The organism is Formicincola oecophyllae, from assembly GCF_006542395.2.
Taxonomy (GTDB): domain Bacteria; phylum Pseudomonadota; class Alphaproteobacteria; order Acetobacterales; family Acetobacteraceae; genus Formicincola; species Formicincola oecophyllae.
Genome location: NZ_CP038231.1, coordinates 1,799,677 through 1,811,921, shown reverse-complemented (window position 1 = coordinate 1,811,921; position 12,245 = coordinate 1,799,677). Strand labels below are relative to the sequence as shown.

Genomic DNA, 12,245 nt, shown 5'->3' with positions numbered 1-12,245 from the left:
TCTGAGGTGCCGCAATAGGACTTGACCATTCAGGCTTACCCCTCAGAGCGTTCAAAAACTCATCATGCTGATTTTGGTGGTACTGGTCCAAATAAGGTAATGACTTGCCGCCAGTGCCTTGTAAAATAAAGTCAATGGCTTTGTCTTTAAATAACTTCTGTTTCCTCTCATATTCTTCTACTTCACGCAGATATCTTTCATGCTGTGCATGATCTCCAATTAAGCTATCCGCTATCCCAATGCCAAAAGCAGCTTGTGGTGGGGTATACCCATATTTAGGGCCTTCAAAGGAACTCCAAATTGCAGCAGCAATTACAGCGGTGGAAAGTGCTACAGGCGCAGCTGCAATGGCCCCTGTAGTTCCGCCAACCGTAGTTAAAAGACCGCTTCCTTCTGCGGCTAAAAGGCCTCCTCCCTCTGCAGCTACAATACCTCCCCCTTCTGCAGTTAAAACACCTTCAGGTACGGAACTCTCAAGCGCCATTTTTGTCATAGCAGAGGTGGCAGTATCGTTGGCAACATCCTTTACAATCTTAGTAGCGATGCTGCCCGCCTCCTTGCCACCAAACTTGATAAGTTCTTTGACAAACTCATACAGGCTTTTGATGCCTTTAAGAGCGGGCACACTCCCCAAAGCCAAGGACGTAATGCCTAGACCTTCTATGAATTTAGCAGCCTTTTCAGGATGGGCATCCTGAAAATCAGTCAGTGCTTTAAGAGCTGGAGTCGCCAATTTGGCATTTTCATCAGCAACATCATATTGAATGTTTCTGCTTGATAAGGTTCTCTGGCGTTTAGCATCATTAAAAGTTTGGGAAGTATCTTTTACAGATTTTATACGGTTATATTTAGCCCCCTCAGCCATATAGTGATCAAAACCATTTAAAATAAGTCGTTGTACTCCATCACTTACACCTAGACCATCAAAAAGCTTGACCCATAAATGTGGATTAGTGGTGGAGAATTTCTTGCTATGAACAATAGTATCTAGAAAATCACCGCGTAAATTGCCATTCTTGTCAGTAATATCACTTATCTTGAGATCTAGTGTTTTAAGGGCTTCCTTAATATCTTTAGTTTTGCCCGTGGCTATATTCTTTTGAATAGCCAATAAAAAGCTATCCATGTCTGTTGTGCTGCCACTAGCCAAATAGGTGGCATTTTCAAGTTGTAAAAGCTTATCAGCATTAAAACTTGAGAGTTCCCTGCGACGGTAACTAAAGTCCTCACCTTCTTTAGTCCGATTATTAGTCAGATCAATGATATTGTTTTCACCTGTCAAAAAGGTGAATAGATGGCTAACACCAGCTTTGAAAGCATCAAAAGCGTCAGAACCTTTGTCAGCTACTGATTGGAGAGAGGAACCAGCCTTGTCCAGTGACGAGCCCGCATCACTCACACTGCTGGTGGCTTTATCAGTTTTGCTAGCCAGTTTGTCCAGGTCCTCCTGCATTTTGGTAAGCGCGGAGCCATATTTTGCCAGAAAGGCGTCAAGAGCATTTGCCATGATGAGATATTCCTTTATGATGAGGTGATTGATTGTTTGATGGAGGTCGATATGCGTTACATAAAAACTGTGAATTATATGCTTGGGTTGGGAATGATTGGGGGACTGACCATAAGTTCATTCCCTGCTCAAGCCAGTGAAAATGGCTTTTACAATTGCGCCACACCAATTGTAGAGGCTTATAAAAGCCCTTCTCCTGAAAGTGCAGCGAAGGACCTTGTTGGGTCTACTTTGGTTAATTGCCCTATGGCTTCTATATCAAGCGATTACAAGCACCCACAAAATCTACACAAAGTAGATTTAAATGTTATTGGCATTCAAAAAGGGAAATGGGAACTTAGTAATAGACACATTGGTTACCCAAACCTTATTTTTGGTAGTCCCGAAATAGAGTTCAATTTTATTAAGCACTTAAAGGATAATTACATTGACAATGTGATGGAAATTCATGATGAGGAGCATGATTATAATAAATCACAGAATTTCTCCTTGCTTTTCAGCAATGGCGTAATGGCTCGTTATGAATATGGTCCAAATATTGATGGGAGCCTTTACATGGACACCCCAATTGCACTTGGAGAAATGGAAATTAAGAACGCTTACCCAGTCGCCATCGTCAAAGGCACTGACGCTTCCATCATCCTTCCCCCCCTTGATCCCAAAATGAAGGAAGACTTCCTCAACGCCAAATAAGAAGTCTTAAACCAGGTCCAGGCCTGATTTACGACATCCATAACCTGGTGGTTGGTTTTGGAAGCCAAAGATACAGGATTATCCCCCACCACAAAGGAAGCAGCGTGGGTGGCGGAGCTAACACCAAGAGCTTTCAGTTTTTCTTTAATGCCCTTGGTTTCTTGCTTAGCCGCAGATGCCAAACTGGCCCCAGCACCATTCAAGGCTTTGGCGGCGTCTGCAAGCTTTTCAATGGCACTACTGAAATCCTTGATGGCATCGGCAAAATCACTGGTGTTGCTGTCACTGTCGTCATCTGCAGAAGAACTGTCTACAGCAGAGGAAGCAGGTTTTGCCGTTGGAAATGAAGGATTCAGGTTAACGATAAGCTGGAGTTGACCAGAGCGTGCCAAACGTGTGATGATAACATCAAGAGATGTAGACATGTTAAAATTCCTTTTAATTCAGTAACTTTTACAAGGAAAAGGATAGAAGTGATGATAAAAAAAATGCTTTCATTAAGACTCTAGCATTTTTATTTATGTCCAACGCTTTCTTAGTTAAAATTTCTTATGCGCAACATGGTGAAATTTATAATAATAGACATAATTGTTTAGATCCCATTAAAAATTCTCTGCTTCATTTTGACTCTGAGAACTGGGAAATTATTAAAAATAAAGTGAGGAATCTAAATTATTGTCCACTTATACATAACGATCTTTATGACTCATCTAATGAGCCGAAAAACTATATACTAGCTCCAACAATAAGTGGGGAATGGGAATTTAAAGCAGCTCATGGAAATGACAATCCAATCTTAATTTATAAATCTTCGAAATTAAGAGTAAATTTTCAGCCTATGGATTACTATAAAGTAGAAACCGTGAGTCAGATTGAAATAAATGGTCCATTCAAGCTTTCTTATAAAGTTATTCCTTGTGGGAATGACCGCAAAGGAATAATTTTCAGTAACGGCATTGTAATTGAATATTACAGTGCGATGTGTGGAATTTCTGATAAAGGAAATACCTACATAGGAGGGATTTCATCCGCTGCGTTGAATGAAGAACTCAGGTTTGATATTCCTATAGGCCTAACGGATGGAGATAAAGTATTTTTGTTTGATCATCCAATTAATTCTGAAATTTTGGAAGAATTCAGAAAAGAGACTGCAGAGCGCCAAGATTATTAGCAAATACCCCTCAAAATTAAGTAATAACGTTTTGTCAGATTTTCTGGCCAATATGTCCAGATCTTTCTGCATTTTATTAAGGGTGGTACCATATTTTGCCAAGAAGGCATCAAGAGCATTTGCCATGATGAGATAATCCGTTATAAAGTTCAAAGCGGAAGGAAACGTGTCGTCAAGTTAAGGTTAAGAAACAATGCTCAACAATTACGAACTAAACAAAATCTTTAATTCTAAATTAATTAAATCACTTTTGGTTGGTTTGAGCAGTACAACATTAATTGCAGTTGCTCATGCTGAAAGCACGAATTGTGCCGCTCCTATAGTTGAAGCTTATAAAAGTGCTTCCCCTGAAAACGCTGTTAAAAGTTTGATTGGTGCACCTCTAAATAATTGCCAACTTTTAACAGAAGATAATGAATTACATAAAGCCAAATCTACTAAACAGTCATTAAAGGTTTTTCGATATGTAGAAAGTGATTGGGGCCTCAATAAAGAGAGAAAGGATGGACCGGAACTATGTTCTATTATGCATAATCTAAATATTTGTTTTTATAAGGAACCCAGCAAGCAGGGACTTCCTTCTGTCATGTATGTTCATGATTTTCCTTATAACAAAGGTGACAATTTAGGTGTGTTATTCAGTAATGGTGTAATTGTTCAATATGACTATGGTCCTATTGTGAAAGGGGATTTAGCTATGCTTGCCCCACCAGAAATCACAGGATTGATGATGAGCAGTTCATTGCCCGTGGCTGTAGTCCATGGTGGAGAGGCTGACATCATTCTACCTCCTTTGTCTGAGTCTATGAAGAAAGACTTCCTCAACGCCAAATAAGAAACCCTCATGGCTGGAATGTTGTTGAGGTTATCATCAATTTTCTTGACGTGGTTGTTAATGGAATCGAGGGCTTGATTAACTTTTTCTACATCATGTGAAAAATGCACAGTGTCAATTTTCATCATAAGTGTGTTGTTGATAGTGGACATTTTTTATTAATCCTTTAGATTTTTGGAGTGGTTAAATGAATGTATTTAAGGGAAGCTCTATTGCTTCATTTGCTGTGGGCATAGGGTGTGGGGTGATTCTAAGCACATTTTTTTTGGGGAACCCTCCTACAGGCGTTGACAAGAATTCAGTTCATTATTTAGGGGTCTTGCCAGGGCAGTGGGAATATCATGCAAATAAAGAGGATTCTGGGGAGCCTTGGCCCGATTTAGATTTTGAATTTCCAGGCAATGTGCCTGGAATTGTTAGCATTATGTTTACACCTGATTTAGGCACATACTCTGATACCAATTCAGGAATAGATCTGTTTTCCAATTACTTTCCTTGTCCCAAGAATAGATTTGGTTTACTTTTTCAAAATGGTTTTTTTGTTAATTATAAAGTTGACACTTGCACGGATAAAGGAGATGTTGATGGGCACAACTATTCATCAATATTGACCAGAGCGTTAATAGATTCAGTCCCTGTAGCTGTGGTGAGTGATAATCAAGCTTACAAAATCCCTCCTCTGCCCCCCAAACTTATTGAGCAATATAGAACCTCCACAACGCCTACGAAGGAAGCTCGCGCAGCTCTTAACGCTAGGATAGATAAATACTACAAAGATCATGGCCAATAATAGATAACAGGGCACTACTCCTGGCTAATCTAATATACAAACTGGAATGAGGAACCAGCTTTATCCAGTGAAGTTCCTGCATCACTCACGCTAGTGGTTGCTTTGTCAGTTTTGTTAGCTAATTTATCCAGATCGCCCTGCATTTTAGTAAGCGTAGAGCCATATTTTGTCAAAAAAGCGTCAAGAGCATTTGCCATGATGTGACATTCCGATATATAAAATATGATAAATGATTGAAGGAAAGTGGTAATGAATCGTAAAATAAGCGTTAGGTCAGTATCAAAGTTCTTCACTGCATTAGCAGTGATGGCATTCTTTTCTACTGCCCAAGCCCAAGAAAATGAAAAGCGTAACTGTGCTTCGCCAATTATAAAATCATATAATTCTCCTTTTGGGGAGGGAGAAACGGTAGCATTAGTAAATTCTTCTTTGAAAGGTTGTCATTTGGTTGCAACAGTGAGCGCGTATAACGAACTAGGAAATTCTCCCAAGGAAAGTTTACATGTAATTAGTGTACAGAAAGGTGGATGGCATTTTCATAGAAATCCTAATGGCTACCCAAATCTTCTATATGGAAGAAGTGATATCCAATTTAATTTCATGAAAGATAGAAAAAATCATACTTTTATGAATGCTATGATGGTTCATGATGAGAATAACAATTATGATAAATCAGAAAATTTCGGTCTATTATTTAGTGATGGTGTGTTAGTACAATACGAATATGGTCCCAATGTGCAGGGCATATTATATATGTCAACACCGATTAAAATCGCTGCTTCAGAATTCAGAAAAGCTTACCCAGTTGCCATCGTCAAAGGCACTGACGCTTCCATTATCCTTCCACCCCTTGATCCCAAAATGAAGGAAGACTTCCTCAACGCCAAATAAGAAGTCTTAAACCAGGTCCAGGCCTGATTTACGACATCCATAACCTGGTGGTTGGTCTTGGAAGCCAAAGCAACAGGGTTATCACCCACCACAAAGGAAGCAGCGTGGGTGGCGGAGCTAACACCAAGAGCTTTCAGTTTTTCTTTAATACTCTTGGTTTCTTGCTTGGCCGCAGAAGCCAAGCTAGCCCCAGCACCATTCAAAGCTTTGGCGGCATCTGCAAGCTTTTCAATGGCTGTGCTGAAATCCTTGATGGCATCAGCAAAATCACTGGTATTGCTATCATCGTCATTGGAAGTACTATCATCACTAGATGAGGTGGGTTTTGCAGGCGGGAGTGAAGGATTTAGGTTAACGATGAGTTGGAGTTGACCAGAACGTGCCAAACGTGTGATGATAGCATCAAGAGAAGTAGGCATGATTATAATCCTTTGAATTAAGGTTAAAGGTAATGACGAGAAAAAAAATACATTCGTAAATATAGTAGTTAAGTGTGCCTTAAGTATAGGAATGTTTTTCGGCATAACTCAAACTGGCGCCCAAAGTAAAGCAATCGATAGAGGGCAAAATTGCCTTAAGGGGGGAAATAATTTAAATATGTGGAAGAACGATGGGAGTGAAAATGCTGAGAACTGCATTATTATTAGAAATAAATTATATAATTCGCCAATTAGTGATCTCAAAGACTTTCAAATAACCTCAAAAATGGCTGGAAAATGGTCTTTGAAATATATGCATAAAAATCACAGTCTTGTACTGACATATATTTCTAAATCAATGGAAATATTCTTTGAACCACAGGGAGGTAATAAAGTAGATACCTTTAGTCAAATAACGATAAATGACCCCTTTCATGCAGACTATACGATTACCCCATGCCCTCCAGAGCGCAAAGGGATTATCTTTAGTAATGGAGTTGTAATAGAATATTATGGTGCAATATGTGGATCATCTAATGTGGGGAAGGTTTTTTTAGGAAGTTATTTTTCTGCTTCATTAAATGAAGAACTTAGGTTTGATGTTCCTATAGGTCTTGTAGAAGGCGATAAAATACACTTCTTTGAGAATCAAATTGACCCTAAACTCTTGGAGGAGTTTCGCAAAGAAACTTCAGAAATCCAAGATCACTAAACTTAAGCCTCCTTTTCCCTCCTTAAGCTAACAGCAAGTTTCATCCAAGCTAGTCTAAATAGCACCACAATACCATCTGCAGTACTGGAATTTAAGTCGACTAGGTTTTTATCATCAGTAGCACGTGATGCTACAGCAGTGGCCAGTTCAGTGGCTTTAGCCTTGAGGGACTTTTCATTGTGCTCTGAATCAGCTTTAAGCTCACCACTAGCATCTTTCAACTTGTCTGCAGCAGTGGTGAGGTCTTTAACAGCAGAAGCAAAATCCCTGATGACATCAGCAAAATCACTGGTATTGCTGTCACTGTCGCTATCAGCTGAGGAATTGTCCTCAGCAGAGGAAGCAGGTTTTGCCGTTGAAAGTGAAGGATTCAGGTTAACGATAAGCTAGCGATGATCTGCCTATACTTATGCAGGATCCTCCTCAGCCTTGTTTCGCGTCATGATTCTGTCATGGTGCCGCACTGTATTATTTAAGTATAGAAAGTGTGGTGTGGTGAATTAATTTACTGGACAGAGTGGTTTAATATGTAAGTAAAGTAGCACTTTTGTTTTTAGCTCTCTCTGTGGGTTTGCTTATCATCGCAGCCTCTGTATGCTTTATAATACTTTTCACTCTTCTGATTTATTTCCTTGTTGTAGGGCTTTTCCAAAAATAAGGCGATTAACTCACAAGTGCCCAAGAATGCATGAAGGTGTTATAGTAAAATTAGGTTGAGGCATTGGGTGTACTCTTCAGCCTATGGCCAACATCATGAATATTTAAAGGTTGGGAGCGGTTCCCAAACGTTTCCTTGGTTTTGTGAGATCTACCTTGTTTTACTGTTCTGGAAGGTAGGGCTGAGGTTCTCTGGGTTTTTGGATTATTCTTTTGTCACTAAATGTTTGTGGTGCAAATAATCTATTTATAGCTTCTTGTTCTTGGTGCGTGCTTGAAGTGTCCTACTTTCCAAGCTGGATTCTTGGGTTTCCTTTAAAGGGTGAGAACGAAATCCGATTATAGGTCTGTTCTGTCTTGTCTTAGGATTTTAAGGATTGGGGTAAGTTTTGTGACTCTCACAAACTTAGAGGTTATCTTAGGGTGACGTTGAATGTTTGTGGCACCAACTTAACCCTCCTAGTTTTGTGATTTTCACCAATAAAATAGGGTGGGCTTTGATGACTTGGTAGGGGTTTGGGAGGCTTCATGCCTTCAGATGGTGGTGGGGGCAGCAGGGCACGGTTTCATGCCCTGCTGCCTGGCCTTGGGGACTATAGCAGAGATGCATCGGCTTTAACGGGCTATAGGGGGTCCGCTTCGACAATCCCCGCTTCTACGCCTCAAGAGGCTAAGGTCCCTTCGCTCTACGGCTGGTTAGCCTAAGTGACCCCGTTGTCTTGGAATTGGTGGCAGGAAGCTTTTCGCCGCTTGCATTACATGCCGTCTTGAACCCTTCAGGCCGATGTTTCACGCTGTTTGGCCTTGCGGCCGGCACAGGTTCCACATCGGCTTTCACGGGCTAAAGCCCTAGACGGGTTCGCTGCGCCCTTTAACCAATTCCGTTGTCTTGGGGCCTTTCAGCCGTTGCTCCACGCCGTTTGGCCTTATGGCCTGCACGGGTTTCACAACGGCTTTCACAGGCTTCGCCTTAGATGGCCCCGTTGTAACGGTCGACAAGGAGAGCTTCCCACATCAACCACACGTCCTCTGTGTCGTAGGTGGTCTGGAGCTCCCGCAAGGTGGCGAGCCTGCCCGCTAAGACCTGGGCCAAAGGGAGGCTCAGGTTTTCTGTTCTGGCTGGCTCTTGCTCGTCTCCTTCTTCGAAGGGGTCGCTGGCAGAAGAGCGGCCACGAGGGGGGAAATCTGGCCAGCGGCAGCCTTCATAAAACCCACATTCACCTTGAAGGCCTCCGTGCGCAGGACGCTCAGCGTGGCTGGGTCGGTTATGTCGGCCTCCAGCAAGGGGGCTGGGGGGAGGGCCGGGTTGGAGGGGTCGCGCTTGATGAGGCAGCAGGAGAGGAGGCCCTCGAAGGCTTCCTCCACGGCTTGTTCCTCCATTTTGCCAAACAGGCCCATGCCAAGCCCAGCCAGGCCGGCCATGCCCAGGTTGAGGGCGCTTTCAGGCAGTTTGGTGCCGGCGTCCGCCAAGGCGCGGATGACCTTGCGCGCCCAGCGGTCGCCAGCGAAGGCGCGAAAAGGGCGAATGACGAAGAGCTTGCCTGCGTCTGAGCCCTCGGAGGGGGAGAATTCAGTTTCCTGCATCATGGGTCATCCCTCCTTTCACATGCCGGCTGGGATGATATCGGCGAAGCGGAAGCGCACAGGGCGTGCCTTCAGCAATTTGGCGCCACCGGGGTTGGGCTTGTAGCGGATGACGTGGCCATCCAGGAACGAGAACTTTTGCCCCAGGGATTTGTGGGCCAGCTCCAGGCTGACGTCATAGACCGTGCGCCCCGCTTTGGAGGCGGCCGCCAGAGCGTCAAACACCAAGAGGCTTTCCGAGTTCGGTTCGAACGTCATGGTCAGTTCAACAGGGGCGGGCACGTAGCCTTTGTTGAGCTTCTTGTCCAAGCTCATGCGGCTGTCGCCGATGACCTGGTCCTCTGCCTCCCACGCGTTATCTGAAGACCAGTTCTCCAGGATGATGGGAGCGGAGAAGAGCTGGGCCACCGTCATGGTGGCCACGACGTCGGCTGATGTAATGAGTTTTGCCATGGTTTGTCTTGGCCTTTGCTAATTTTGCTGCTTTTGCTGGTTAAGGGTTGGGGTGTTCAGATGGTGGCGATGGAGGAGAGGTTAACGGCCTGGATGCTGCCGCCATCGTTGTAGGCGTAGATGGCGGGCGGGGAGCCGCGGCTGGCGCGCACATCTGCTGGGGTTGTGGAGGCCTGGGGCGCGAAGACATCGCCCTGGCTGAACAGCTCGTTGCTGACGTCACGGCCGAACAGGCGCTGGAGGGCCTTATTCTGCAGGTCCGTGAGGGTAACGCCTGCTTCCACCGCGCCAAAGCGCTTGGCCTGGGCGCGGGTGGCGGCCAGGGCGGCGTTCATCAGCCCGTCACCTTCGGCGTTGTAGGGGATCTGTCCCACAGAGGTGATGAGGTTGATGAGGTCAGCCTGCAGCGCGGCGTTCAGCCACAGCTGGTTGATGTAGGTGTCCGCCCACAGAAATTGGCCGGAGACGGCACCGTTCTGAAGCATGTTCCAGCGGCCCAGACCATTGCCGAAGCTGCCGTAGACGCTGTAGCCGTTGGCTTTGAGGGCGTCATAGTCGGCGGCGGAGCCATCAGGGTTGGCCAGGACGGGGCTTTTGCGCCCTGCCAGGTTGAAGCGCCCGGCGGTGGCTGTGAAGTCAAGTGAGGCAGCCCAGCCCAGGCAGAAGGCAGCAACATCAGCGCGCTGGTAGACAGCGGTGGTGCCGTCCACCCCCTGGGTGGAGAGCCATTCACCAAAGCTTTTGCCGGTGGCTGGGCTGGCGGTGGCGGCTTTGTCCGTGTCCCACGCCACGTACCAGTAGCGGCAGCCCTGGGCGCCGTTCCAGGTGGCGAAGGCCTGCTTTTCAGAAAGGGAGGGCTCCCAAGCGGTGGTGAAAGCCGCAAAGTCCTGGCTGATGGCCAGCAGGGCATTCATGATGGTGGCCGGGTCGCTGGCCATGGTAGCGTCTGCTGGCGCGCCATCCTGCGTTGTGCCCTGAACGCTGGGGGCCACGCCGTGGAAGTAGAGCTTGCTGGGGGTGTTGAGGGTACCGGTAAAGCCTGCGAAGTAGGCCTCTGCCATCTGCGTTTCTGGTGCGGTGGCGGTAAAGTCCTTGGCAACGGAGGCTGCATCCGCATAGGCCTTCAGCGTGCCAGGGGGCACAGCGCTGTTGGTGCTGAGGATAAGGCCGTTGATGAACCCCACGCCAGAGGCGGCCGCAAGGGCGCTTGGCGTCACCTTGACGATGCGCGAGAGGGGGATGGTGGAAAGGTTGCCATCTGCTGTGATGGTGGTGAGGGCACTCATGGTGTGTTCCTTTGGTGTTGTTGAGGTTTGGAGCGGGTCAGGCCCTGGGGGTGGGGCGCGTGTGTGCTGGCGCAGCACCAAGTGGGCGGGCAGGTGCCAGCCGTTGGGTACTGCATTGGGGCTGAAGGGGGCTGAGCTGTGGTCGTTAGCCTTCAGCGGCACCCGTGCTGGTGCTTGCTTGTTCGCCTGCGCCTGTGGTGGCGCTTGTGGCGGGGCTACCCACGCCTGGTTCTGCACCAGGTTTTGCGCCCGCCCCCATGCCGCCAGGCGCGCCATCCGCCTGCAGCACGGCCGTGTGGGCGCTGAGCGCGCTTTCACCAGGCAGCGCCAGGGACTGGACAACGTTCATGAACAGGACAACCGACCAGGCGTCCTCATATTGCTGTTCCGCTGTCAGGAGGGGCTTCTGGCTGGGCTGGTCGGCATGGGTGGGGGCGCAGCAGGGCAGATTCTGGTTGAACCACGCGCAGGCGGCGCCATCGCGCCACAGCGCCTGGATCTGCGCGCAGGCCGCCCCTGATTCTGGGCCGCAAACCTGCACCTCCGCCGCCAAGAGGACGGATTGGCTGATGGTACTGCCGCCATCTGGCTGGTAGCGCCGCCAATTGGTGCCCAGGCGCTGGCGCGTGGTGAAGACCATGGTGGCGAAGGGTCCCGTTGGCGTTGCCACGTTGTTCTGCTGACCCTGCATCACCGCATGGCCTGGTGGCAGGTTGGCGCACAGCCAGTCCCCCAGCGCCGTCATCAGCGCGCTGTCAGTGGGTAACCAGCCTGCTGGGCCGTTGCTCAGGGGGAAGGTATTTGGCGTGTCAGAAGAACTTTGCACCATTCTGCCCCCCCTTGCTGCTGTGTTGTGATTGTTGAGGTGGGCGCACCTGCACCATCCCCCCATGGCTCCAGCACTTGCGTGACGAGCCACTCGGCGCCGTTGATGATGATCCTGTCCCCCCCTGTTTGGAGGGCGCGGTTCAGGCCGTGCAGCGGGCGCTGGACATAGGCTGCGCGTTGCTCGCTTTGCTGGTTGATGTTGCTGACCTGGGCCAGTTCCGATGTGGCCATGGCCTGGACGTCCACCCAGATGGGCACGTCCTGGTACGTGCTGCCCACGCTGTAGTCACTGGCGACTTTGGGGCCTGTGGCGGTGCGCAGCGTGGCTGGTTGCATGGGGTTAATAGTGGCCAAGGGGCCGCTGGCCAGGCTGAAGAGGTCAATCATGGCATCCTCCCTGCTGTTTTGGCGTTGTGGGG

At 47.4% G+C, this 12,245-nt stretch carries 13 protein-coding genes; 6 read left to right on the top strand and 7 right to left on the bottom strand.

The window, feature by feature from the left end:
• Positions 1-1,546: 1,546 nt before the first annotated feature.
• Positions 1,547-2,200 carry a hypothetical protein gene (locus tag E3E12_RS08060; RefSeq protein ID WP_141443835.1) on the top strand — a complete coding sequence of 218 codons (654 nt, stop codon included), beginning with the start codon at positions 1,547-1,549 and terminating at the stop codon, positions 2,198-2,200.
• Here the strand turns inward: E3E12_RS08060 and E3E12_RS08055 are convergent.
• Positions 2,107-2,625 carry a hypothetical protein gene (locus tag E3E12_RS08055; protein ID WP_141443834.1) on the bottom strand — a complete coding sequence of 173 codons (519 nt, stop codon included), beginning with the start codon at positions 2,623-2,625 and terminating at the stop codon, positions 2,107-2,109. The two genes, E3E12_RS08060 and E3E12_RS08055, sit on opposite strands and share 94 nt — an antisense overlap.
• Before the next feature lie 95 nt (positions 2,626-2,720).
• Here E3E12_RS08055 and E3E12_RS08050 point away from each other — a divergent pair, with 95 nt between their 5' ends.
• From E3E12_RS08050 to E3E12_RS08035, 4 genes are all read left to right on the top strand, one after another.
• Positions 2,721-3,371 (top strand): hypothetical protein, encoded by a 651-nt coding sequence (locus E3E12_RS08050; protein ID WP_141443833.1) that lies wholly within the window; start codon positions 2,721-2,723, stop codon positions 3,369-3,371.
• Positions 3,372-3,564: 193 nt separating this feature from the next.
• Positions 3,565-4,206, top strand: a complete 642-nt coding sequence (locus E3E12_RS08045; protein WP_141443832.1) for a hypothetical protein — start codon at positions 3,565-3,567, stop codon at positions 4,204-4,206.
• Between the two features lie 187 nt (positions 4,207-4,393).
• Positions 4,394-4,996 (top strand): hypothetical protein, encoded by a 603-nt coding sequence (locus E3E12_RS08040; RefSeq protein ID WP_141443831.1) that lies wholly within the window; start codon positions 4,394-4,396, stop codon positions 4,994-4,996.
• Between the two features lie 249 nt (positions 4,997-5,245).
• Positions 5,246-5,887 carry a hypothetical protein gene (locus tag E3E12_RS08035; RefSeq protein ID WP_141443830.1) on the top strand — a complete coding sequence of 214 codons (642 nt, stop codon included), beginning with the start codon at positions 5,246-5,248 and terminating at the stop codon, positions 5,885-5,887.
• Here E3E12_RS08035 and E3E12_RS08030 read toward each other — a convergent pair.
• Positions 5,794-6,306, bottom strand: a complete 513-nt coding sequence (locus E3E12_RS08030) for a hypothetical protein (protein ID WP_141443829.1) — start codon at positions 6,304-6,306, stop codon at positions 5,794-5,796. The two genes, E3E12_RS08035 and E3E12_RS08030, sit on opposite strands and share 94 nt — an antisense overlap.
• A gap of 91 nt (positions 6,307-6,397) precedes the next feature.
• Here E3E12_RS08030 and E3E12_RS08025 point away from each other — a divergent pair, with 91 nt between their 5' ends.
• The gene (locus E3E12_RS08025; RefSeq protein WP_141443828.1) at positions 6,398-7,018 is read left to right on the top strand and encodes a hypothetical protein; all 621 of its coding nucleotides are present in this window, start codon (positions 6,398-6,400) and stop codon (positions 7,016-7,018) included.
• A 1,758-nt stretch (positions 7,019-8,776) separates the two neighbouring features.
• Here the strand turns inward: E3E12_RS08025 and E3E12_RS08020 are convergent.
• From E3E12_RS08020 to E3E12_RS08005, 5 genes are all read right to left on the bottom strand, one after another.
• Entirely contained in the window at positions 8,777-9,262 is a 486-nt protein-coding gene (locus E3E12_RS08020) for a hypothetical protein (protein WP_141443827.1), read from the bottom strand.
• 15 nt (positions 9,263-9,277) lie between these two features.
• The gene (locus E3E12_RS08015) at positions 9,278-9,712 is read right to left on the bottom strand and encodes a phage tail fiber protein (RefSeq protein ID WP_141443826.1); all 435 of its coding nucleotides are present in this window, start codon (positions 9,710-9,712) and stop codon (positions 9,278-9,280) included.
• Positions 9,713-9,768: 56 nt separating this feature from the next.
• Positions 9,769-10,998: a DUF3383 family protein gene (locus E3E12_RS08010; protein WP_168194423.1), complete on the bottom strand. Its 1,230-nt coding sequence runs from the start codon at positions 10,996-10,998 to the stop codon at positions 9,769-9,771.
• Between the two features lie 145 nt (positions 10,999-11,143).
• Positions 11,144-11,827: a phage neck terminator protein gene (locus E3E12_RS08900; RefSeq protein WP_168194422.1), complete on the bottom strand. Its 684-nt coding sequence runs from the start codon at positions 11,825-11,827 to the stop codon at positions 11,144-11,146.
• Entirely contained in the window at positions 11,785-12,213 is a 429-nt protein-coding gene (locus tag E3E12_RS08005; protein ID WP_149498283.1) for a hypothetical protein, read from the bottom strand. The genes E3E12_RS08900 and E3E12_RS08005 overlap by 43 nt, the downstream gene beginning before the upstream one ends.
• Positions 12,214-12,245 lie beyond the last annotated feature (32 nt).

What these genes read in the sequence shown, in the direction of transcription:
- E3E12_RS08020 (WP_141443827.1), bottom strand. Translation starts at nt 9,262, where the DNA reads ATGATGCAGGAAACTGAATTCTCCCCCTCCGAGGGCTCAGACGCAGGC.
- E3E12_RS08010 (WP_168194423.1), bottom strand. Translation starts at nt 10,998, where the DNA reads ATGAGTGCCCTCACCACCATCACAGCAGATGGCAACCTTTCCACCATC.
- E3E12_RS08030 (WP_141443829.1), bottom strand. Translation starts at nt 6,306, where the DNA reads ATGCCTACTTCTCTTGATGCTATCATCACACGTTTGGCACGTTCTGGT.
- E3E12_RS08045 (WP_141443832.1), top strand. Translation starts at nt 3,565, where the DNA reads ATGCTCAACAATTACGAACTAAACAAAATCTTTAATTCTAAATTAATT.
- E3E12_RS08015 (WP_141443826.1), bottom strand. Translation starts at nt 9,712, where the DNA reads ATGGCAAAACTCATTACATCAGCCGACGTCGTGGCCACCATGACGGTG.
- E3E12_RS08040 (WP_141443831.1), top strand. Translation starts at nt 4,394, where the DNA reads ATGAATGTATTTAAGGGAAGCTCTATTGCTTCATTTGCTGTGGGCATA.
- E3E12_RS08005 (WP_149498283.1), bottom strand. Translation starts at nt 12,213, where the DNA reads ATGATTGACCTCTTCAGCCTGGCCAGCGGCCCCTTGGCCACTATTAAC.
- E3E12_RS08900 (WP_168194422.1), bottom strand. Translation starts at nt 11,827, where the DNA reads ATGGTGCAAAGTTCTTCTGACACGCCAAATACCTTCCCCCTGAGCAAC.
- E3E12_RS08035 (WP_141443830.1), top strand. Translation starts at nt 5,246, where the DNA reads ATGAATCGTAAAATAAGCGTTAGGTCAGTATCAAAGTTCTTCACTGCA.
- E3E12_RS08055 (WP_141443834.1), bottom strand. Translation starts at nt 2,625, where the DNA reads ATGTCTACATCTCTTGATGTTATCATCACACGTTTGGCACGCTCTGGT.
- E3E12_RS08050 (WP_141443833.1), top strand. Translation starts at nt 2,721, where the DNA reads ATGTCCAACGCTTTCTTAGTTAAAATTTCTTATGCGCAACATGGTGAA.
- E3E12_RS08060 (WP_141443835.1), top strand. Translation starts at nt 1,547, where the DNA reads ATGGAGGTCGATATGCGTTACATAAAAACTGTGAATTATATGCTTGGG.
- E3E12_RS08025 (WP_141443828.1), top strand. Translation starts at nt 6,398, where the DNA reads ATGTTTTTCGGCATAACTCAAACTGGCGCCCAAAGTAAAGCAATCGAT.